15 protein-coding genes are annotated in these 22,215 nt (G+C 38.6%); 1 reads left to right on the top strand and 14 read right to left on the bottom strand.

What is annotated here, in order from left to right:
* Positions 1-56: 56 nt before the first annotated feature.
* The 7 genes from KHZ77_RS04915 to KHZ77_RS04885 form a co-directional block, all read right to left on the bottom strand.
* The gene (locus KHZ77_RS04915; protein WP_295196259.1) at positions 57-1,121 is read right to left on the bottom strand and encodes a P1 family peptidase; all 1,065 of its coding nucleotides are present in this window, start codon (positions 1,119-1,121) and stop codon (positions 57-59) included.
* A gap of 498 nt (positions 1,122-1,619) precedes the next feature.
* Positions 1,620-2,606: an alpha/beta fold hydrolase gene (locus tag KHZ77_RS04910; RefSeq protein WP_295196257.1), complete on the bottom strand. Its 987-nt coding sequence runs from the start codon at positions 2,604-2,606 to the stop codon at positions 1,620-1,622.
* Between the two features lie 473 nt (positions 2,607-3,079).
* Positions 3,080-4,420, bottom strand: coding sequence for an FAD-dependent oxidoreductase (locus KHZ77_RS04905; RefSeq protein ID WP_295196255.1), 1,341 nt, complete (start codon positions 4,418-4,420; stop codon positions 3,080-3,082).
* 137 nt (positions 4,421-4,557) lie between these two features.
* The gene (locus KHZ77_RS04900; protein WP_295196253.1) at positions 4,558-4,815 is read right to left on the bottom strand and encodes a hypothetical protein; all 258 of its coding nucleotides are present in this window, start codon (positions 4,813-4,815) and stop codon (positions 4,558-4,560) included.
* Positions 4,805-5,701: a hypothetical protein gene (locus KHZ77_RS04895; RefSeq protein WP_295196252.1), complete on the bottom strand. Its 897-nt coding sequence runs from the start codon at positions 5,699-5,701 to the stop codon at positions 4,805-4,807. Before KHZ77_RS04895 ends, KHZ77_RS04900 begins: the two co-directional genes overlap by 11 nt.
* 317 nt (positions 5,702-6,018) lie before the next feature.
* Positions 6,019-7,200, bottom strand: coding sequence for a DUF2827 family protein (locus KHZ77_RS04890; protein ID WP_295196250.1), 1,182 nt, complete (start codon positions 7,198-7,200; stop codon positions 6,019-6,021).
* A gap of 130 nt (positions 7,201-7,330) precedes the next feature.
* Entirely contained in the window at positions 7,331-9,379 is a 2,049-nt protein-coding gene (locus KHZ77_RS04885) for an ESPR-type extended signal peptide-containing protein (RefSeq protein ID WP_295196248.1), read from the bottom strand.
* A 1,019-nt stretch (positions 9,380-10,398) separates the two neighbouring features.
* Between KHZ77_RS04885 and KHZ77_RS04880 the strand changes: the two genes are divergently transcribed.
* Positions 10,399-11,856 (top strand): catalase, encoded by a 1,458-nt coding sequence (locus KHZ77_RS04880; protein ID WP_295196246.1) that lies wholly within the window; start codon positions 10,399-10,401, stop codon positions 11,854-11,856.
* A 69-nt stretch (positions 11,857-11,925) separates the two neighbouring features.
* Here the strand turns inward: KHZ77_RS04880 and KHZ77_RS04875 are convergent, their stop codons facing one another.
* The 7 genes from KHZ77_RS04875 to KHZ77_RS04845 all read right to left on the bottom strand — a co-directional run bounded on the left by KHZ77_RS04875 (position 11,926) and on the right by KHZ77_RS04845 (position 21,794).
* Entirely contained in the window at positions 11,926-12,261 is a 336-nt protein-coding gene (locus KHZ77_RS04875; RefSeq protein ID WP_295196245.1) for a hypothetical protein, read from the bottom strand.
* Between the two features lie 333 nt (positions 12,262-12,594).
* Positions 12,595-12,861, bottom strand: a complete 267-nt coding sequence (locus KHZ77_RS04870; RefSeq protein ID WP_295196243.1) for a DUF3303 family protein — start codon at positions 12,859-12,861, stop codon at positions 12,595-12,597.
* A gap of 54 nt (positions 12,862-12,915) precedes the next feature.
* Positions 12,916-14,526 carry a DNA cytosine methyltransferase gene (locus tag KHZ77_RS04865; protein WP_295196242.1) on the bottom strand — a complete coding sequence of 537 codons (1,611 nt, stop codon included), beginning with the start codon at positions 14,524-14,526 and terminating at the stop codon, positions 12,916-12,918.
* Between the two features lie 12 nt (positions 14,527-14,538).
* On the bottom strand, positions 14,539-16,617 hold the full coding sequence (locus KHZ77_RS04860) for an AIPR family protein (protein ID WP_295196240.1): 2,079 nt from the start codon (positions 16,615-16,617) through the stop codon (positions 14,539-14,541).
* A 1-nt stretch (position 16,618) separates the two neighbouring features.
* Entirely contained in the window at positions 16,619-17,545 is a 927-nt protein-coding gene (locus tag KHZ77_RS04855) for a PD-(D/E)XK motif protein (RefSeq protein ID WP_295196238.1), read from the bottom strand.
* A complete protein-coding gene (locus KHZ77_RS04850; protein ID WP_295196236.1) occupies positions 17,535-20,339 on the bottom strand; it encodes a Z1 domain-containing protein in 2,805 nt (934 codons plus the stop codon). The genes KHZ77_RS04855 and KHZ77_RS04850 overlap by 11 nt, the downstream gene beginning before the upstream one ends.
* The gene (locus KHZ77_RS04845; RefSeq protein WP_295196234.1) at positions 20,340-21,794 is read right to left on the bottom strand and encodes an ATP-binding protein; all 1,455 of its coding nucleotides are present in this window, start codon (positions 21,792-21,794) and stop codon (positions 20,340-20,342) included.
* Positions 21,795-22,215 lie beyond the last annotated feature (421 nt).

Below are 22,215 nucleotides of genomic sequence, written 5' to 3'. Positions count from 1 at the left end.
ACACGTTCCAAGAAGAGCCTCATAGCCTCATACCACTCTATTGGGCTTACTCACTTCTATGTAGCCTGTTCATTGTACAGTTTAAGTACATGTGCCAAGCTTTCATAGACCTCCCCGGATTCACTTTTAGCCGCCTTCGCAGCTATCATGGAATTCAAAATTGCCTCATACGTTGCTTCAGCAACTGCTAAAAACGCGGGATTTAACTCGCTGTCACAAATGACGGTTTCCGTTCGAAACACAGGACCCTTCAGTGGTATGCGATTGACCGTCGTAAATCCGATCATCACTTCGCCACTTCCATGCCCCACATAGGCGCCCGTACGCATAATCCCTACACCGGCACGGCGTATAATGCGCTGCAGCTGGCGACTATTTACGGGTAAATCAGTGGCTACAACTACCATAATAGACCCTTGATCACATTCTGAAATGGCCGCCTCATTTTCACGCCGGTCTATCCACCAGCGCCCTACAGGCTGACCATTCAATACGAAATCCTCTGTCGCCCCGAAGTTGGACTGTACCAACACACCTACTGTATAGGTTTGCCCGTCCAGCACAATCTGTCGCGATGCGGAACCAATGCCCCCTTTAAATCCGAAGCAAACAGTACTTCGCCCGGCCCCAACGTCTCCCTGGTCAAAGGTAGTGCCACTGCTGTCAATGGCCGCCTTCACCTCGTCGTAGCCGATAGGGCGTTTCCCGATGTCATTAAGGCGGCTGTCATTGCATTCGCCTACCACCGGATTAATGGAACGCACATCCGTGCCGTCCGCTTCACAAATTGCAAGAATATACTGATTGAGTGCATCACTAACTTTGCCCACATTCAATGTATTCGTCAGGGCAATCGGTGTTTCTAACGAACCTAACTCTTCGATTTGTGATATGCCGCAAGTTTTACCAAAACCATTTTGCACATACGCGGCGGCCGTGTACTTATTCGTAAACGGATTTCCGACGCCGGGCATAATTACCGTCGCACCCGTATGCACATTGCCTTCATCAAGCGTATAATGGCCGACCTGCACACCGCTCACATCCGTGATCGTGTTGCGCGGTCCCGTAGGTAAACGACCTAGTGAAATGGGAAAATCCCGACTCCTTAGGTCTGACACCTGAACACCCCCTTCTCTACTTTGAATAGACATTTGTATTTATATAAGATACCATAAAAACTATAGAATTACAATATTATTCAGCCTAAATGCCGAATGTATACATAATATAATTCGTAGCCACGCGAATTATCCGTAAATAGGCCTTGTTTTACGTTCGGATTGCAACAGATAACGCATTAACCAAAACTTCCATACTAATAAAAATCACTAACCAAACTCACTAATAAAAGACCATGCGAATAAAACATTCACAATAACAAAAAAATCCCCGCACCGATATGAGTAATTCACTAAAAAGTTCTAACCTTAAAGTTTTAGCCTCAAAGTTCTAGCATTAAAACTCTAACCTCAAAGTTCTAGCATTAAAGCTCTAACCTCAAAGTTCTAGCATTAAAGCTCTAACTTTAAGATACTACTCAATCAGTACGGGGACTCCGTTTATTATTTAATTAAACATCCTGAATGTGGGAATTTAAACGCCCGGTAAGGTGCAAATTAAACACCCAGCAATGTACGAATTTGTGCCAGCCAATGCACTGCCTGCCGCCACCAGCTGTTAATCGTTCCCATCAAATCACTTGAAGAACCATTGGCCGTTGCTTCCGCCTTCGTCTTCACAAAGTCAGTCACCATCTGTGCCACTGCCTGGCGATTTTGAGTAAACTCATGATCATAACCGTCCAACACATGCAGCTCCGCACGCTTATCACCATAGGCTCGTTCAAATCGGCGTCTATATCGTTCCGGAACCACTTCATCAGCACTGCCCTGAATAATCTCTACCGGCCCTTCATATTGTTTGGCCGTATCATAGATTGGTAAATTATAGGCCGTTTTAAAATAATCACGACCAATGCGTAAACCGCTTGGCAATTCTACCACTTCCGGCAGCTGCTCCGTATCAAATTGGAAGCTGAAGAAATTACTTCCAATGAGACCGTCCGCAATATTTCCGGCCGGCGCCAACAGTACCACACTGTTAATAACCTTACTGCCCTGCTCCTTCGCCAACTCTCCAGCTAACATGGATGCCACCACACCACCTTGGGAGTGGCCCACCAGTGAAATGGATGTTATGACATTTCTATTAGATGCGTCCTCTTTTAAAAACTCATATACATGGCGAGCATCACTGATTTCATTAAGCACTGTCATGTCTTCGAACCGACCGTCACTGTCGCCATGACCGTTAAAATCAAAGCGTATTGAAGCAATACCGTTCTGCTCCAAATCGTCCGCAATCAACTTCAACAACGCGCCATCTTTGCTGGCAGAGAAACCATGCATAATAATCACCATAGGATAGGTATCGCGGTTATCCGGCGTTTGCATAATAGCGGCTAACTTGCCGTGATCACCGGGAATCGTAAGCTCTGTACTACGTGCCTCCGCAGCGAACGGATTCATCATAGACAACGCCATCCCCACCATAAGAAGCACTGCCAGAGAAGAGCCACGCACCTTTGCACTTGCTGTTCGCATGGCGCTTATGTATGCCTTTATACCTTTACATACATTCTCTATAAAATACCTTATATTTTGTATTGCCTTGCTATTCATTTATCAGTCTAAACTCCTTGTCTCTCTTATGTATCCTTTTAGAATTTCTTTTATATTTTCTCTGAGATTATCTCAAATCATTTCTTATATTATTACTATCTTCTTTATATTTCTATTAAATATAAAATACATTCTAACACACTGGAGTTAACTTAAAGCAAGTTTTTTCTTCAGAGCTGGTCTATATTTTGATTATCAAAGGAGTTAATACAATCGTTATAATTCGTGCCACATAAAAAACTCCCTGAAACTTTGAGTCTAAATCTCAGAGCTTCAGGGAGTTATACTGTTAGATTAAGTTAGCCCGCTCTAATAATATAAGATTAAGCAACTATCGCTCATACTATTAGATTAAGTCAACTGTTACTTATAAGGTTAGGTCCGTTAACCAACTCTTATAATGCAAAGAGGTCGTTCAATCCTTCGGAAACAGTTGGATGGTTATAAATGAAGTCACGAAGTACTTGGTATTTCAAGTCGTGGTCCATAGCCAATTTAATCATGTTGATGATTTCATGGGATTCAGCGCAGAATAATTGAACGCCCAAGATTCTGTCGTCAGTGCCGATTAAGGCTTTTAACATACCTTCTGTTTTACGAAGAACTTTTGTCTTAGGAATGGCCGCTGCCGGCATTTTTACTACGCGATATTCCAAGCCCTGTGCTTTAGCGTCTTTTTCGCTAAGACCTACGCGGGACAATGGAGGATCAATGAATACGGAGTATGCGAAGGCGCCGCGGTTTTCAGTCGTACGTGTACGTTCGCCCTTCATGTCAGACAATACGATACGGCTGTCATCTAAGGAAATGTAAGTGAACTGCAATTTACCAACTACGTCACCGGCAGCCCAAATATGATCTACAGATGTACGTAAATGTTCATCAGTTTCAACAGCACCGCGGGAAGTAAGTTTTACGCCTGCTTTTTCCGCGTTTAATTCGTCAGTGTTAGGACGACGGCCTGTAGCGATTAAGATAGCATCGCCAGGAAGAACCTGTGCTTCACCGCCTACAGTGTAATGTAAGTCGCCGCCGCTGATTTCAGTAACAGTGGCACCGGTTACAACCTTAACACCCTTAGCTGCCAATACTTCGCGAATAGCTTCGGCCATATCTTCGTCTTCACGAGGCAAGAATACATCTGCATCTTGAACAATTGTTACTTCGCTGCCGAAGTTAGCGTACATAGCTGCGAATTCAACGCCGATATAACCGCCGCCTACAACAGTCAGCTTTTGAGGGAATACGTCCAAGTCCATGAGTGTAGCCGAAGTATACACTTTGTTGCTTTCATTAACACCTTTAATATTAGGAATTACAGGCGTGCCACCTGTATTAATCAAGAACTGCGCCGCTTCCAATGTAATGTTACCGGATGCAGTTTTAACTTCCACGTGATGAGCGTCAACAAAGGATGCTGTGCCGTCGATAACTTCCACACCGGCACCAATCAATTTATCATAGTTGGCTTTATTCAAAGCACCTGTAAGCTTGCGTTTTTCTTCAATAGACTTTTTATAATAAGCGGCTTTTTCTTCCACACTTGCTGTTGGTGCCAATGCCGCATCAGTAATCAATCGTTTCGATGGAATACAGCCCACATTGATACAAGTACCACCGTACATGTTGGCGTCCTTTTCAATCAAGGCAACCTTTTTGCCCTGCTTAGCCAAAATACCGGCCAATGTTTTACCTGCCTTACCGAAACCGATGACAATAATGTCGTATGTTTTCATTACGAGCCTCCTTTAAAATAAAACCTATACTACGTTACATAAAATAAATTTAATAATTTTTGTTGCAGAAAGTCGTAAACTTTCCATTTACAATTATATCACAACATGAAAAAAGACGCATAAGGGGGGTATAGGTATTACTTCCACGTCTCCTTGCTAAGCATCTCCGCAATTTCTTCTACACTTGGCATATTTCCTTTTTTCGGATTTTTCAAGTCCAGTACTTTTGTCAGATCAAACATCCTTGCGCCCATTGCTGCGTAAGGACTCACTTTTTCAAACTTGGTTTTATAGAATTTTTCAACAAAGAAGTATCTATGTTTATAGTCTTTTAACTTATAATTAAATTCTTCGCCTTTAATAGCCGCCTTTTCAATAAGCGCTTTACGCTTCATCAGTCAGTTCACCAAACTCCACATCATATACAACCTCATTTTCCCCCTTATATTCGGCCGTAATACGGGCACAAATTTTTCCAATGGCACATACAGTTTTCTGCGTATACAAGCCTAAATAATCATGAGGTCGAAATGGGCGTGTAGCATCATCGTAATAAAGGTTTTCACTTAAATTAAAATCGATTGTAGTTCCCACACGTTTCATACGCATAAACTTCCACGAGTCGGACTCAGGAATTAGATTATCGAAATAGCAATAGTCCAAATAATCATCTAAAATGTCCTGCATCTCATGGTCCAGATTCGGATCTATGACCGACTGCACTGCATCGGCAAGACTTTCAAACGTAGTATTAATATGAATAATCGGATTGATAGCCGTATTAGTAAATGCCTTACGTAGTTTAGAGTTCCCCTGATTTAGCTCATCTTCCCTCTGCTGCTCAATCACATTTTCCTTATGTTGTTGCAATAATTTTTCATTATATTGGCGCAAACTCTCTGTAAATGTCTTCATTTGTGCTTTCGGCATCAATCCAGGCGCCAAAGAGATTAACAATTTATACGTTTCAACACCAAACGAATCTAAGTGCCGTTCCAATTGATCTATATTAAAGGAATCTGTCAACTTAGTCTCCACCACAATTTTAAAACTATCTTGTGTAATCGTAGCATCCGGCACACTGTTACGATTTCGTTCTTGCAATTGAAATACAATCTCCGGCTCGAAATCATCCTCTATGTACTCTGAAAAAAATTCATTTTTTAACAAGCGAAAAAATTTATCCGGCGAATATTGATATAGCCGAGATAATAATAGCATCGTGTTGCCGGTCGCTACATTTTCCGGCGAGTGATAACGTTGGAAATAATGTATTTTCATTTTGTATCCCCTTTATAAAAGTCCCTATACGATTACAAATTCACTAATTCTTAATCATATTATATCAAATAAAATGTGGCGAAGATATCAAATAAAATGTGGCTACGATATCAACGTAAAGAAGCGCAAAACAAGCCCATCGAAGTGTGTTCACATCGATGGACTTATTGCCTATTTCCCCTTCATATATTTCCTGTATATATTGACTTCTCTTTCTACAAATATTGTCTTCATCCCTACATATATGACCTTTGTATCCAGTATATATTGTCTTTAACTTCCTGCACTATGCCTTTGTATTTCTATTAAAACAATACTCAAAATAACAAATTCAGTAATTTTTCGTATTCTTTATATACATCCGGATTGTATGGCGATAGAGTTTCCAGAAAGGCCTTATTTTTCGCTACTTCTTCTTCAAAATTATCATCATATGTGTTAATTACATCCAGCAGTACTTGTGCGCCTCGCTGCGCATCGAACTCCGGATAGTAATAACCTACGCCGGCATTTAACAAAATTGTAGAATTATGAATCAACGGATAGTTTCCATACAACGCCTCATAGTACGTATAGTTTAAGCCCAATTCCCATTGGAACGACAACATGATGTCTGTATAGCGCGACAGAAAGTACGGCATCAAATGGCGTGTTTCTACGGTCATAATTCCATCTTTAACGAGTTTTGTATAACCGATAAAATTATGAAATCCGGAAACGTCTTTTATGTCATAAGTGTTGCACAAATACACATGGGCAATGGCTTCCGGCTCCTTTTTATACGCCGCTTCCGCAATCAGCACCGGCGTGTAGCAATTTTTAAGCACAGATATGTTCGGCTCCATCACCGTAACGCGCCGTCCACGCTTTGTTTTATCCGGATTATATCCAAAGCTGAGACCTTCCTGTAAATTCGCCACCTGTCTATCGAAAAAGAATGGGGTCCAAACGTGAGGTACTTTATAGGCTTTCGTCCCGGTCATAACTTCCATATAGTCTTTGTTGGTCTTGTAAATCTGCGGAATCAGCCAGACTTGATCGTATGTAGAGCCGTTAAACCCACGTCCACCATCCTTTTTATTGACCAATTTCTCCATGTCCATGATAAAATCACTGCCCATTCGGAACGTTACGATTTTAGCACCGTACTTACGAAACTCTTTTTCATAGCGTGGCTCTAGAGTAAGCGTTCCTTCAATTAAAACGTCCGTCGTCTTGACTACGTCTTCATAAGGGAATATATCTACACCCATTGCATCGATTTCAAGTTCTTTAGGCAGCGTTTTTAAATCATTGCCCCAAAATACGAAGTAAACCTCATCAACCCAGTCAATCTGCTTTAACGTTTCTCGCAAGAAGTACATATTTTGACCGGCTCCATTCGACCAGATATGCTTATAACTTTGCCCCCAGAAAAATGTAATACCAATGCGAATCCCTCGTTTTCCATTCGCCCCCGTCTCTCTCTGTAATTGCGTTTCATTTACAGTATGACTCATCATATATACCCTTTAATCTGTCTTTAGAAAAATCCGGGGCCTTATCCCCCGGACTTTTCTATCCCTATGTTACTTACTACATTGCTTATTTATTGTTTTGCTGACTAGCTGATTTCGCTCTTTCCGTATATTACACGCCGACTTTAGCCAACAGCGCTTTAACCTGGGCCTGCAACTCTTCTATTTGACGAGCCTGTGCACTAATCGTCTTCTGTTGCTCTTGCACCTTATCTTCAATAGCGTTCATCGTACTTATCGGCATATTTTTATATTGTGCCTTTTTCTCACTGTCGATTGTGCTACTACCAAATTTAAAAGACGCACCTACGTTAAACATGGCATCGCCCGTATCGAGCGTACTACCGATGCTGAACATGCTGTTCTCATTAGGCCGATAGAATGCGCCAAGAGCCAGACTCTTTTCTCCATGATAGGTACCGAAACCTACAGCAAATGTAGCTTTATCGTCAGGATCAGCTTCCAGCGGATGCAAGGCTGCCAGTGCTGCCGCATTCGCACCGGACTTATTAACCCGATTTCCTACATTGGCAATTTCAGAACTTAACCCATAAATCTGACTGCCATTAATGGCATCCGTCGATGTAGGTGAAATTTCACCAGCTGCTACATTTGTTATCTTTCGTTCATTCCCTATGGAGCCGACCGATACGGTATTATCTTGATCTGCCACGGAACCGGCGCCCAAGGCTACGGAGTTTTTACCGGTGGCGCTGGCATTACTGCCGATAGCTGTCGCATCTTCAGCCGTCGCCGATGCATTAACTCCCATGGCCGATGCACCATTTCCTTTAGCCACCGAATCTCGGCCCATAGCCATTGCATTTTCCCCGGTTGCCGTGCCACCTATAATACCGCTATCCACTAACTTTTGATACGAAGTAGAGGCCGATGTGGCTGCTTCAATCGCACTGGATGCCGCCGTTTTGGCTGTGGATGCCGCATCAACCGCCGTACTTGCCGAAGAAAAGGCGGAAGAGGCGCTGTCAGCAGCCGATGAGGCACTACTTTCCGCTTTCGTCGCACTAGACTCTGCTTGACTTTCACTTGATTCTGCTTTACTTGCGCTAGTTTCGGCGTTACTTGCACTTGTACTTGCCTCAGTCGCACTCGATTCTGCACTACTTGCACTTGTTGAGGCTGAACTTGCACTAGAAGCTGCGCTGTTTGCACTACTCTGCGCTACACTTGCACTACTTTGAACAGCCTCTGCACTGGTAGATGCTAATGTAGCACTCGATGTTGCAGTACTCGCACTTGTTGAAGCCAAAGCCGCACTTGAGTTAGCACTGCTTGCGCTAGTAGACGCTAAGTTTGCGTTTGATAAAGCGTTACTTTCACTGGTAGACGCTGCGGAAGCACTACTGGAGGCATTCACTGCGCTCGTAGAGGCTGAGCTTGCACTCGATATTGCACTACTTGCACTTGTTGAAGCCAAAGTTGCACTTGAACTTGCACTGCTTGCGCTAGTTGATGCTGAGTTTGCACTAGATACTGCATTAGATGCACTAGTCGATGCTTGATTTGCCCATGACTCAGAAACTCCGGCACTCGATAACGAAGAGGATGCACTAGTAGAGGCTAATGTTGCACTCAATGTTGCACTACTTGCACTTGTTGATGCTAGTGTAGCACTTGAGCTTGCACTGCTTGCACCTGTACTTGCCTCAACCGCACTTGTGGATGCAGAACTTGCACTTGTACTTGCCAAGCTCACACTGTTCGAGGCGTTACTTTCACTTACTGCCGCACTGGAAGCACTGGTCGATGCGGAACTTACGCTAGCATTAATGCTTTCCATATACTTGGGATCGATTCCAATTGTAGCGGTAAATGTTTTATCATATTCCTTTCCTGATACATCTCCAATAGATATCTTAATTCCATCTCCAGCCATGAAAGATAACTGCCCATTTCCCGAAGACCCGGAGCGCCACGCTTCCCCAGGATTCTCTTTGGAGCCATCACCACCAATATTAATATAATTTATCCCATATGTTGTCATCTGTGGCGCCAATAGCAACGCTGCCATTACAGCCGCACTGATTCGCTTTTTCCGGCTTATGCTACTTTTACTTCCCTGATGATTTTTCGCCAATTCTGAAGCAACAACATAACATCCTTTTGTTTTACTCCAAATAACTTTAAAAATATTGTTCACGATTGCACCCCTAACCTACAAACCATTAACAAAACTTATTAGTCATCCAAAGCCTATTCACTTGATTAGCAACTTCCTTTTAACTGTTAATCATTTTTTAATTTTTGACATCAATAAAATAATCAAATATTCTTTACTGTATAACATAGTTTAATCAACTATTTTCATTATACTTATTTTTCAAAAATTAAAGTAAATTAGAATTGTCCCCCAACTCCTACAAATTTTGTAGTTATAACAATATAAGTTTTATTTCTAAATATTTTATAGTAGATTATAACAGTCATGTATGAACAATCTGTGAAATTTATAAATCCTAGTAATTCAAATTCATTATGCAGTCATCTTATGCATAAGTTTTTATAAAATATTTTTACAAAGTTACTTTAACTAATCCTTTATTTTTAATTAACGTTATTCATGATTCAAGCGGAGAATAAGTGAGCTTCTCTTTTTTTTAATTCCTCCTTTTTTAGTGCCTTATAAATTTAATTTTGTTATTTCCCACAGCAAATACACGATTTATTTCATATTGAAAATTTTTAAACAGATTGAAAGATTTTGAACTGTTTTTTTCAAGATCCCTTTCTTCATTCCCCGAAGCATAATTACTTTGCCGCTGAAATTTTGCCCCCATTAATACCAAACTCTATTCGTTTAATACAGTGATCTAATTTACAGTTCTCCTCATCAATGGCTTTTATCTTAACTAATCAGATTACTAAGCTCCGATATATTCTTCTAATAACTTAAATTTTCACTAGATTAATCAAAAATTATTTCATTAGTTTTAACTTTCAACTACTGCCGTCTTAGTTTCATATTGTATACACTTCATTGTCAGAAGAAAGTTATAGTTAACGTATATATTAAAAGAAAAGGATTGAATTTTACATATATATTGCAAAATGTTAATTGTCTCTTACAAAATTAAGTGATATAATTAATTTAACAACGGATAATAATTATCCGTTACCAAGACATTAAAAATATAGTAAGTACTAAGGAGGACAGTTAAAATGAGTGACAAGAAAAAACTTACGACTGCATTTGGTGCACCGGTGCCGGACAATAACAATTCCATGACGGCCGGTAAACGCGGTCCTGTTTTAATGCAAGATGTTTGGCTTATGGAAAAATTAGGCCACTTTGCCCGTGAAGTAATTCCTGAACGCCGCATGCATGCTAAAGGTTCCGGCGCATTCGGTACATTTACAGTAACTCACGACATTACGAAGTACACGAAAGCAAAAGTATTCTCCGAAGTTGGCAAAAAGACTGACTTATTTGTACGTTTCTCCACAGTAGCCGGCGAACGCGGTGCCGCCGACGCAGAACGCGATATTCGCGGTTTTGCCGTTAAATTTTACACCGAAGAAGGCAACTGGGACTTGGTTGGTAACAACACGCCGGTCTTCTTTATCCGCGATCCATTGCAATTCCCTGATTTAAACCGCGCCGTAAAACGCAATCCTAAGACAAATCTTCGCGATGCGGAAGCAAACTGGGACTTTTGGACAAGCCTTCCGGAAGCCATTCACCAAATTACAATTGTTATGAGTGACCGCGGCATTCCATCTTCCTACCGTCATATGCACGGTTTCGGCAGCCATACTTACAGTATGATCAATGCGAACGACGAACGCGTTTGGGTAAAATTCCATTGGGTTTGCCAACAACCTATCGAAAACTTGAGCGACGAAGAAGCTGCGGCTCTTGTAGCTAACGACCGCGAAAGCCATCAACGCGATTTATTCGATGCTATCGAAAAAGGTGACTTCCCGAAATGGAAATTGTTCATTCAGGTTATGACAGAAGAACAGGCTAACCAAATGCCTTACAATCCATTCGATTTAACAAAAGTTTGGTACCACAGCGAGTTCCCTATGATTGAAGTGGGCGTTATGGAATTAAACCGCAACCCTGAAAACTACTTCCAGGATGTAGAACAAGCGGCTTTTGCGCCGTCCACTATCATTCCGGGCATCGGTTTCTCCCCAGACAGAATGTTACAAGGCCGTCTTTTCTCCTATGCGGATGCGCAACGCTATCGCTTAGGCACAAACTATCATCAAATTCCTGTAAACGCTGCCAAATGCCCTGTTAACATGTATCATCGCGACGGTTTAGGCCGCGTAGACGGCAACCATGGCGCTACTATCGGTTATGCACCTAACAGCCACGGCGAATGGGCTAACCAACCGGAATTTAAAGAGCCTGCTCTCGACATCACCGGTCCTGCTTACCAATACGATTTCTACGAAGACGATTCCGATTTCTTCACTCAACCTGGTAAGTTATTCCGTCTCATGACACCGGAAAAACAACAATTGTTATTCGAAAATACAGCTCGTGCTATGAACGGTGTATCCGACGCTGTTAAAGAACGCCACATCAAACATTGCTACCAATGCGATCCTGCATATGGCGAAGGCGTGGCGAAAGCATTAGGTATGGACGTTGATTTTTCAAAATAATAATAAATAGCTAATAAGTTTAACAACAAAAACCCTACGTACACTGCAGTACGTAGGGTTTTTATATCACTATTTTTCTTTTTGAGTTACCTTATTCTTAAAATACTCTAAAAACGCACTGGCCGCCGTAAAGCCTGTACGGATTTTTTTCCACGCAAATACCGACGTCATGGACAGCTCCGGCTGTAAGGGTCTAAAAACAAACTTGTCGGGGCAAAATTGACTGACTGCACCTTCAATTGTCAAGGCCGATGCAGCACCGGATCCCACAATATTTACGGCATTCGTAATAATGTTGTAGGTGGCGAAAATATCCAGTTGGGCGTACGAGTCCCCTTCTATCTTAGAGTAAGAAACCGAATGCCCCGAATCCATCGAATCCGCAGGCCATGCTTCACGTACCATATCCTTACCTCCTATCAAAAATAAACAGCCCATCACTAAATCTATTACAACCAAAACTAATTGCTTATGTTTCATATGCTGCACTAATTATACTTATAAACCGAACTGACAAGTTTACCCTCTATATGACCTTAAACGCAGTCACTATTTACAAATAAAAAAAGAGGAACCTTAGTTCCTCTTTAGTATATAAACTTACTATCAGCATGTGAAATGCTTATATTTTATGGAGTTGTATTCAGTTTTTGTATATATAGTTCTATATATAAGTAACGCTATACTTAGTTCTATGTATAACTAGCGCTATACTTACGTCTACATTAGCGTCTATACCTACTTGTTACCGGCCATCTTCTCACTCATGTCATGGCTGCTTATAACAGGAATAAACTCAAAATCTACGATATCGGACCAATTGTCTGCCCACTCTTGTAGCAATGTTTCGTTTAAACAGTCATTAACCTGGTAGCATGTATTTCCGTCAGCACTGACCCAGCTGTTCACATAACTTACACCATCCGGCATCATACGGCCCTTTTCTCTAAAGCGTTTGTATACAGCCTCTTTGTCTTTGTAGTGCTCAATCACCATGAATAACATACATATCTCCCCTTTTTACTCAAGTTCGGTAATAGTCAATCATTCATTCTTAAATCAACATTTTCCATCCAATACATCTCTTATTTTAAGAGCAAGCGCTTTCGCTAAAATTGGTGGAACAGCATTTCCTACTTGTTGATATTGCTCATCCTTTGTTCCAGCGAAAACGAAACTGTCAGGAAATGTTTGTAATCTCGCAGCTTCTCTAACACTGATGGCTCGATTAAGCGTCGGATGAATCCACATTGATTTTCTAACATTTACCACAGTTCCACTTGGAGAATCATAAGCTAATCGCTGGTATATGGTGTTTTGAGTTCTTGATATATCGGAGTATGTATTTGTTTTAAACTTCTCCGGCAAATCATGAAAATTCTCGCCTTGTTTAATCAGCTTAAATCGTTCCATAGACGTTGTACGAGTATTAGTTATAATATGATTCTTTAAGACTGGAGAATCTCTTAATACATTTCGTAAAACTCCCGGAGCTTCTATCGGAGGCAATGCAATACCATTATCTTTCGAAATATCAACAATTGGACTAATTGTCTCTAAATCTTCAATAGCATCTCTCACAGTTCTATAATGCTCTTTTGTTATTTTTCCTTGAGGTAACTTTACATTTTTGCAAAGATTCTTTTGAACACCTAAGAAGAAATACCGTTCTCTTTTCTGAGGTGCTCCAAAATCAGCTGCAGATAAAATACCTTGATCAAAAGCATATCCATATAATTTAGAGCCTAAAATCTTAGTTAGATACTCTATAACCGTTACAGTTTTAACAGTAATCGATAAATCCCCTTCTGCTTGAACAGCTTCAACTTCAATACGATTATCATAAATTTCATGGCATAATCGTAACATTTGCTGAACTTGCAGAGTTTGAGTCAGTGCCCCGTTCTGCAGTTGTTGTTGAAGCAAATCGATCTTATCTTGATTATAAAAAGTCTGTAACAGCCGACTTGTTTCTCGATTTAATCGAGAAACTAACAAATCGTCATCAGCTTCTTCATACTCCTTACAGAACAGCTCAATTACTCTTTTATATTTTTTCCATGCATTTTCAAGTCGAGTCGCATTTTTTTTATGTTTGTCCAAAAGCTTTAGTACTGAATAATATTTATCTGATAGCAAATATTGGTTTATTAGATTAATATTTCCAATGAAGCGTTCAGCACCATCAAAGTTAAATTCACAATCTAAAAGAGTAATCGTTTCATCATTACTGTCAATCTCGAACTTTTCTATATTTACTAAATCCTCTGCTGTAACAAAGAATTTATGTGTATTGGATGCCAACATGCTGACGTTTTCCATCAAGAACGCTTTCGGCCTTAAGCGGACTATAGCTTTTATATATTCTTTAACCAGTATATTGTTCTGATTTATCATTTGATTTTTTTGCCGATTGGCATTGGAGAACCCCTGACATGGTGGCCCACCAATAACTACATCAATGGCTCCAAAATTTTCTAAAATCTTATCATAGTCAGCCTGTCGTATATCTCCCTCAATTACAGTACCATTATGATTTAATTTATATGTTTGTCTCATTGTAGGATTTTTTTCGTAAGCTAATTTAATATTATAGCTTCCGGTCTGCTCAAATCCTAAGCTTAACCCCCCTGCTCCTGAAAATAAATCAACTACTGAATATGCACACATACTTTCTCCTTATTAACGCTCAATAAATCCTTCTTCTTTTGCTTTTTTCAGCAATTCACCCAATGCTTTCCATTGATACTCAGAAGGAATATACATTGGCATCTTTTTTACTATTTCTAGTGCCTTAATCTCCTTCACCGTGGCTAAATTATTGAGTTTAACAAAACTTTCCAAATTTAACCAAACTGCTTTGTCAAGTTTGCACAACTGCACTTCATTCATAATCGTATTGGTCAATTTTTGATCTTTCTTCGCCTCAGTAAAAGTCTGTTTTACTTCATTCGAAGTCAACAAAAATGGGCTTATATCCTCCGGCAAAGCAAACTTTATTCCTTTAACAACATTCCAACACGCTTCTTGTTTACAATATTGTGTAACATTAATGATTGGCCGCTTTTCATCCGTCAAAACATCAAAAACTCGCTTTGCTAAGTCAAGCATTGCCAATCCCACCTCAGTTGGAACCATTTGTCTATTCCATATCAAGTTTAGATTCAATTCCGCTTTATCGAATTGACTGTTTATTAATCGCCTAAATAACGCAACAGTATAATAGATTATATTAGCACGATATCCGCCCTGATACCAATCTTTTTTTGAAATATGCTTTTCCAAATATTTGAACATTAACACTAACGCTGCCGTTTGTTGGAAATAAATCTTGTTAAAGCTTTCCGGAGATTTACTCCATTCAACATCAATATATTCAGCAAATTTTGAAAAGTTAGTCTGTGCACCTTTGCTTACAACATGAGGAAAGCCACGCCAAGCATTTTGAACCTTTGCCAATTCTGTTTTTGTTATTACATTAGATTTAGGATGTATCATTTGGAACTGACGCTTTTTAGCCTGAGTAAGTCTCATTTGTTCCTGCAAATATTGCCCTCTGGCACGTTCATAGAACCACCTAGTTTCATACTGCGCCCCTTGAGTCGCCGGAGCAAAGATGCTACGCGAAATTTTTTCCATCGCACGATGGAATGGATGAGATGCAAAGAAATCAGCTTCACTAACTTTATTCTGACTATTTGATGACTTCGATATATTTTTTATTAGCTCATCGGTTTCCTCAACCTCGCCACCACTAATTTCAGTCAATTTCATTTGTACATAAATCCCCTTTAAGGAAGATTTATCTTTAAAACGGGCACTGGAAATAGATGCTGTTGTTTGCCCCCCATTTATAATTTGGAGATCTTTAACTTTTGTAATAAATCTCCCCTTACTAGTATTAGTAAATTCCACATCCATTCCGGTGCAGGAAATTCCATTATTATAGGCAAAAAACATATCTGGAGCCTGCAATATAGTATTTCTAATTTTTTTATTAACTGCTACTTTTGTTGATAAGAACGAGCGGACATTGCCTTCCAGCAATTTACTCCCATACCTATCATATAAATCAGCTAATACTTTCCCAGAAATTATCCCTAGATAACTTTTGTATGTATTTGTCTCTATATTACTCGCTTCTAAGCAAGGAATTCCTTCTATACCGTAGTCTCTAAAATCCACCTCAATAGACTGACGCCCTAAATCTGATACACAAACGCGATACATGCGGTCAATATCCCAAATTTGCCCCTCTACAGTAAGCCCGTTAATCTTATCAAGTTGTACTTCTTTTAATGAAGTACTAATTTCAGCATTTGTAAATATAAGTATCCTATACTTTTTTATATTAGAGTTTTGTTTTCGTATTAATTCAACTAAATCGTAACAAGGTGTACTAATCTCTATTTTTTCTTTAAGCAAGTTTTGCAATGCCTGTTCAACAAAGATTTGAATTTGGGCAAAGATATGATTAGCCATTGAAGCGGTCATTTTTCGCTCTGAGTTTAAAGCATCATAATCTGCCACAATAATGCTGAGTGTTCCATCAAATTCATCATAGTCATACCCATCCAACCTGATTTTCCGGTTTCTTATCTTAGTAGAATAGTATGATGCCACAAAATTTGAGAGAGTCTCACATTCAATCAGTTTCTCTGCCATTAGACTTGTAAATGCTGCGCTAGATCCTTCCCCACTTGCTAAACCAAACGCTCGAACTTCTTCTAAAAATTCTTTCTTAAACTCAACGCTATCCATCCTATTTCTCCCTAAATGATTCAATAGCTGCCAACGAAATATCATATTTACATGCGACTATCTCCGATGGTACATTACCTCTAGTAAGTCGCGGAAAAGCATCTGTCACACCATATTTTCTTTTTTCAATATACCTAAATAACGTTTTATCATAGGCATCTCTATCTTTTTCTTTATACCCGCACTTAAATAGTTTGACATTAAATTCATCCAAAGTATCTGAAGTATTTTCTAAAAGATGTCTAATTTTATCTACTGTTCCATTAAGACTAATGGCTCCCCAGTTATGTTCCGCTGCCTCTAATATAAAAACTACGATATGTCCTTCTACTTCTTGTTTTAATTGTTCTAGTGATGACACTTTTATAACCTGTGCGGCTAAAGAAATGCTTTTAATCTCTGCCCAACCTCCATCAAATTGAAAGTCTTGATCTCTTCCTTCCGGACCACACCAGGCTTGCACGATATCTTGCGGAGATACGCCCTCTTCTAAAGATTCACAAATAAACAAAAGTTCTCCTAGCAGACCTTTTTGCTCTTGAAATGACATTGTAGAAGTTTTTTGCTCCTGTAATAGTTTTTGCCACATCATATAACGTCTTATAAAGGACTTCATTGGACTTATTGACTTTTGAGACTTTCTAATCATATCCCAACAGAGCCAAGAAAACTCTTCAATAAATTCTTCTTTTAATAGCCTAAACTCTATCGCATGCGAATGATCTATAAGTTCAATCCTATCAACCGCCACTGCATAAGTTGATAAATTATTCGCTATGCGTTCTTCTGTTTCAACAATTAGACTTTTTTTACCATCAAAAGAATATCCTACTTTAATATTCAGAGGGTGTTGAATCGCTAGTTTAATAAAATTATCCCTTTTATGCGCAACTTTATCCCAGGTATCATTTAACGCACTAATCCTCATAATACTCTACCTCAGTCTCACTGATTAGCCCTTCCTGAGCTACTTCATTATATACATACTCAGCAGTCTTTTCTTTTTCCCCTTTTGGGAACCCTAAGCCAATAGCATAAATATAAGTTGGAAACTCCTTTAAACTTTCATTTGAGTTATAAAGTAAATGAACCAACATTAATGGTCTTCTTTCTGTATTTAAAAATGTACTATCTTTAACCTTATCTGCCAATTCATTCGTTCTTAACTTCTCAATTTCCTGTTTACTTAGGCCTATTTTAGTACAAGCACCTGCGCCCACTCTCACATGCTTACCACTAATCTTAAGCAATTCATCTGCAGTAAAGTCTTTCGTAATATTACGCTTTTGCGGTCTTATTTCTATAAAGTCATCATTATTTAAGTTCAACTTATAAAGATCTTTGCATATACCACAAGGTATTGCCACATCCCAATAGTCCAACGTAGAATCCGATTTAATGAAGTTCTTTAATCCCTCAGATTGAAAATTTAAGTTCCAAGGGTGTGAACTATATCTTCCAATTAAATCAATCACATAACTTTTAGGCACATTTTTCCATATAAAGGCATTTGTAACTGAATCATATTCTCTATTGCCAGTATAACTATCTATTAGGCGTATAACATCTTCACACGCCAAGTTATTCTGTTTAATTGTATCTGCACGTGCAATTAAACGAGGTGTTTCAATTAAACGGGCAGATAATGAAATTGGCATTGTATATTTTTGACCACTTCGCATCTTATTTCGTGCCGTTATTAACAGCGCACCTGGAGCAGCCTTCCCCCTTAAGCCAAAGTCTTTAGGAGTAAGTTGATGCTTTTCCATCTGAGAAATATCATCTTTTAACTCGTTTACTGAATCTAATATATATTTATACCACTCAATAATATCTTCACCGATCCACAATTTACAAAGCTTAGAATATCCCGGTCTATAGCCGAACCATCTTGCCATTTGTAATAGAGAGTCATACATCATTGAATTTCTATAAAAATAACTAACACATAGTCCTTCCAAAGTAAGACCTCTAGATAAGGAAAGACCACCTATAGCAATAACCCGTAGCCCCGTCTTTTCATACTCTCTATAATTCAAACTATTGCCACCTGTTTTTTGATTAACAATCCGAACTTCAATTCGTTTGATTGCCTGAGGCAAATAAATAGTTAAGATATCTTCCCAAGTTTTATTCCATGTTTTCTTACCTTCTTTTATTCCCCCTTCATCTAATTTATACTTATCCCAGGTCTGCTTAAACTCTATTAAGCTCAAAACTTTTTGTTCTTTATCTGACATTTGAGCATAATTCTTTACGTCTGACTTTAACTTGCGCACATATCCATCGACAAGCTCCATTATCTTTTCCTGCACACAGTTAAAACGTGTTACATTAATCAACATACTTCTATGTTTTGTTGCACTAAAATTAGCATCGCTTATGGCAGTAACTAAAATAAAATATCTAATAGCTTCCTTTAAAGACTGTGGTAATGTATATAAGTCCTCCGCCAAATCCTTTTTATGTTTAAATCTAAAATAAAACTCCTGCTCGTCATTAAAAATTGGCACTATCGGTGAATTTACTTTTTTATTCCCCGTATATTCATTGCTGTATTCCCCACTAGTATCGCCAAAAATTTGTCCAGCACCTATATAATTTTCCGGAGTTGGCAATAATGTAATAAAGTCACGAGGGAATAAATCCTTTGATGCCTCATCCTCTTCCAAAGATGGATCAATGAAAATATTCGCAAACGGTGTTGCTGTTACCCCTACATAAGTAGCTTGTTTAAACGCTCTTAATATTTTATTTATTGCCGAATTAATCGCAGTTGGAGATTCATCTATATCATTTGTATTAATTGATGCATTATCAGCTTCATCATCAATAAGCAGCATAGGCAAATCTATAAGTTGTTTTTCCTCAATCCCCTCTTTAGACTCATCTTTTGTTAGCCATGCATATAAATTTTTTAATATTCTACTATTCTTTTTTACTACAAACAGAGCTGTCCCATTAAGATCTTTTAAATTTAACCCGTTACTGTTAATAATATTAGAGCTGAAATCTTTTTCTATGCTAGTAAATAATGTGATTCGCTGTTCTTCTAAGTCAAGTTTAATTTTTCCGACGCCTATATTTCGTGTTTTTTTCCCTTTCATATTTTTCTCTAAAAGGAATTGACTATCTTTACCAACAAACTCTAAATCTAATCGTTCCTGGGTTTGTCGCCTCAAAGCCTCTGTTGTGCCGGTTAAAACTATAATTACCCTATATCCCGCATCAGCACTTTTATTGCATAGAGCCGTATATGTAGCAGTTTTCCCAGACTGTACGTCACCTAACAGTAGACCTCTTCTTTGAAACATTTCTGAGCTTTTAGGATTTCCAAAATTATCTAAAATTTGGTTAGTTGTTTCATCTAATCGACTTACAATCTCTTTTCCCCATTTTTTAGTTAAGTAAATTCTAAACCTTTTCCAAAAATACTCCTTACTATTATTTAGATTATACCAACCTTTTTGATGTACAGAATTTCGCCCCCCTGTAATCGTAGATGCCCGTCCAATATTATGACAAAAGTATTCATCAATATGCTCCAAAAAAACCTCAAACTCACTATCATCAATTTGAGGTTTTCCTACTCCCCTGGTAAGTATACTCCGCATGAGCTTTGCTGCATCTTTTATTTCGTCTAAACTAGGGCTGTAATCCCCATATTGATTACCTAAATACATCCTAGTCATTTCTATTAAGCTTTCCATTTGCTCTGTCATTTATATTTCTCCCTTATCAAAAGCCTCTTGCAAGAACTCTATATATTCGTTATATGGCGCAGTTAATATCAATGTTTTAAACAATGCAGTCCTTTTACTCTCATCAAATACGTCAAGAGTCTGTTTCATTTTATTAAGAATATTTTTTTCGTCTAGCCCTACCTCATTATTAACTTTAACATCATTTGTCAAATCTATATAAAGTGAATTTAAAGGTAGTAACTCTTCCAAATTCTTTAACAAAACATCTATGTCCGAATCCGCTATATCATATTTATTTTTTATTGCCTCAACAAGTGGGTGCTGTCTATTAATCTCATAATAAATGCTATTATCTCGTGCTCTTATCCGACCCCATAATTGCTTTTCATCATCTTCTTTTTTCCCCCGAACCTGAAAAACTTGTTTGCTTCGAGTTGGCATTTTATCTATTATATGTCGAAGATTTTCTTTTACTTCAAAAGGTGGCATTGCTGATGATTTTTTTATATCTAAGGTCCATAAGTCATCAAGAGCATTAGGAATATCCACTCTTACTCGAGCCAATTTTGACAGTTCCCCTTTTCTAAGCATCCTAAACCAAGTACCCCATATTAAAAGTCGCTTATTACGATAAATATAAAATCCCTGGTGTTTGCGCAGTCCGTCTTTTCCACCTAGTACCTTTAACTCCGCGGAAGACAATTTTGATGAATGTGGCAAAATATATGGTCGAATTACAATTTTCTCCCCCCTGATTTGAAGAATTTCATCATCCATACATTGCGTACTCTTATTGGTAATAAAAGGATCTATAGGATCTATCGGAACATGATTCATACTGATGGAAATACGCTTTAGTCCCGGCTCTCCACTTAAGTATCTGTGAAAAACTAACGCTAAATGTTCACATACATCATCCATCTTACGCCCTAAGCTCTCTTCAAGATCTTGGTTGCCCTTTTCTAAACGATCTAACTTTTCCCAGACCACAAGAGTTCCATTTTCAAATTGCTTCAAATCATCATAATGTGGTATTTGTTCTTCGTTTAAATCTTCTTCATCCAAGATAATCAACGACCAACTTTTTGATTCCGCTACATGATCAAGGTCCCAACGTCTTCCTACAATAGAGTTCCCTTGCTTTGATAAAACAGTTAAACATCGGCACTGAGAGAGTGAAGCAGTTTTAAGACCAAGCCCGAATCTTCCCAAATCATATTCATTACGAATATCAGCTGGATTTTGACTTCCATACTGCATAGCTCTATTTATTTCACATTCATCCATTCCTGTGCCATCATCTAAAAAGGCAACGTATGCGTCAATTGGATAATAATATATTTCTATATTATTGGCTTTTGCCGTTATACTATTATCTAAAATATCAGCAACTGCAGCTTCTAATGTATATCCGATTGCACGTGTCGACTCCATCAATATCGGTGCAAATGGAGGCAAATCAATTGTTTGCATAAAATACCCCTATCTCTAAATACTCACTTTAACAATATTTCAGCTATTAACAATTAATGTTATCCCTATCTAGTCAATTATTTTTCAAAGTATCCTCTCAATTTTAATGATTGCAAAATTCTGCCTTTTAATTTTTAAGCCTTATAAATATTCATATTGAATAATATTCTATACATGGAGTTATTTTCCCTTTATTTTTTTATATTTTAGTTTAAAATATAACTCTATTCTCCAATTATCTGCTTAATTTACCTTATTACTATAAAACGATCTCTTTTAAATAATAATGTCGAGCCCTACAAGCGTTCATTTATACCTCATCTTTCAAAATTTATTATAGCATAATTTCAACCTAGAATTTTATCGTACGATATTCATAAATATCTATCTTCCTTAAATTTAAAGCCACCATTTGGTGGCT

It is taken from the genome of Veillonella sp., from assembly GCF_018364065.1.
Taxonomy (GTDB): domain Bacteria; phylum Bacillota; class Negativicutes; order Veillonellales; family Veillonellaceae; genus Veillonella_A.
Note: the sequence above shows the minus strand (reverse complement) of the source record. Positions and strands in the feature narration are given on the sequence as shown.

What these genes read in the sequence shown, in the direction of transcription:
- KHZ77_RS04910 (WP_295196257.1), bottom strand. Translation starts at nt 2,606, where the DNA reads ATGCGAACAGCAAGTGCAAAGGTGCGTGGCTCTTCTCTGGCAGTGCTT.
- KHZ77_RS04905 (WP_295196255.1), bottom strand. Translation starts at nt 4,420, where the DNA reads ATGAAAACATACGACATTATTGTCATCGGTTTCGGTAAGGCAGGTAAA.
- KHZ77_RS04900 (WP_295196253.1), bottom strand. Translation starts at nt 4,815, where the DNA reads ATGAAGCGTAAAGCGCTTATTGAAAAGGCGGCTATTAAAGGCGAAGAA.
- KHZ77_RS04895 (WP_295196252.1), bottom strand. Translation starts at nt 5,701, where the DNA reads ATGAAAATACATTATTTCCAACGTTATCACTCGCCGGAAAATGTAGCG.
- KHZ77_RS04890 (WP_295196250.1), bottom strand. Translation starts at nt 7,200, where the DNA reads ATGAGTCATACTGTAAATGAAACGCAATTACAGAGAGAGACGGGGGCG.
- KHZ77_RS04880 (WP_295196246.1), top strand. Translation starts at nt 10,399, where the DNA reads ATGAGTGACAAGAAAAAACTTACGACTGCATTTGGTGCACCGGTGCCG.
- KHZ77_RS04875 (WP_295196245.1), bottom strand. Translation starts at nt 12,261, where the DNA reads ATGGTACGTGAAGCATGGCCTGCGGATTCGATGGATTCGGGGCATTCG.
- KHZ77_RS04870 (WP_295196243.1), bottom strand. Translation starts at nt 12,861, where the DNA reads ATGTTATTCATGGTGATTGAGCACTACAAAGACAAAGAGGCTGTATAC.
- KHZ77_RS04865 (WP_295196242.1), bottom strand. Translation starts at nt 14,526, where the DNA reads ATGTGTGCATATTCAGTAGTTGATTTATTTTCAGGAGCAGGGGGGTTA.
- KHZ77_RS04860 (WP_295196240.1), bottom strand. Translation starts at nt 16,617, where the DNA reads ATGGATAGCGTTGAGTTTAAGAAAGAATTTTTAGAAGAAGTTCGAGCG.
- KHZ77_RS04855 (WP_295196238.1), bottom strand. Translation starts at nt 17,545, where the DNA reads ATGAGGATTAGTGCGTTAAATGATACCTGGGATAAAGTTGCGCATAAA.
- KHZ77_RS04850 (WP_295196236.1), bottom strand. Translation starts at nt 20,339, where the DNA reads ATGACAGAGCAAATGGAAAGCTTAATAGAAATGACTAGGATGTATTTA.
- KHZ77_RS04845 (WP_295196234.1), bottom strand. Translation starts at nt 21,794, where the DNA reads ATGCAAACAATTGATTTGCCTCCATTTGCACCGATATTGATGGAGTCG.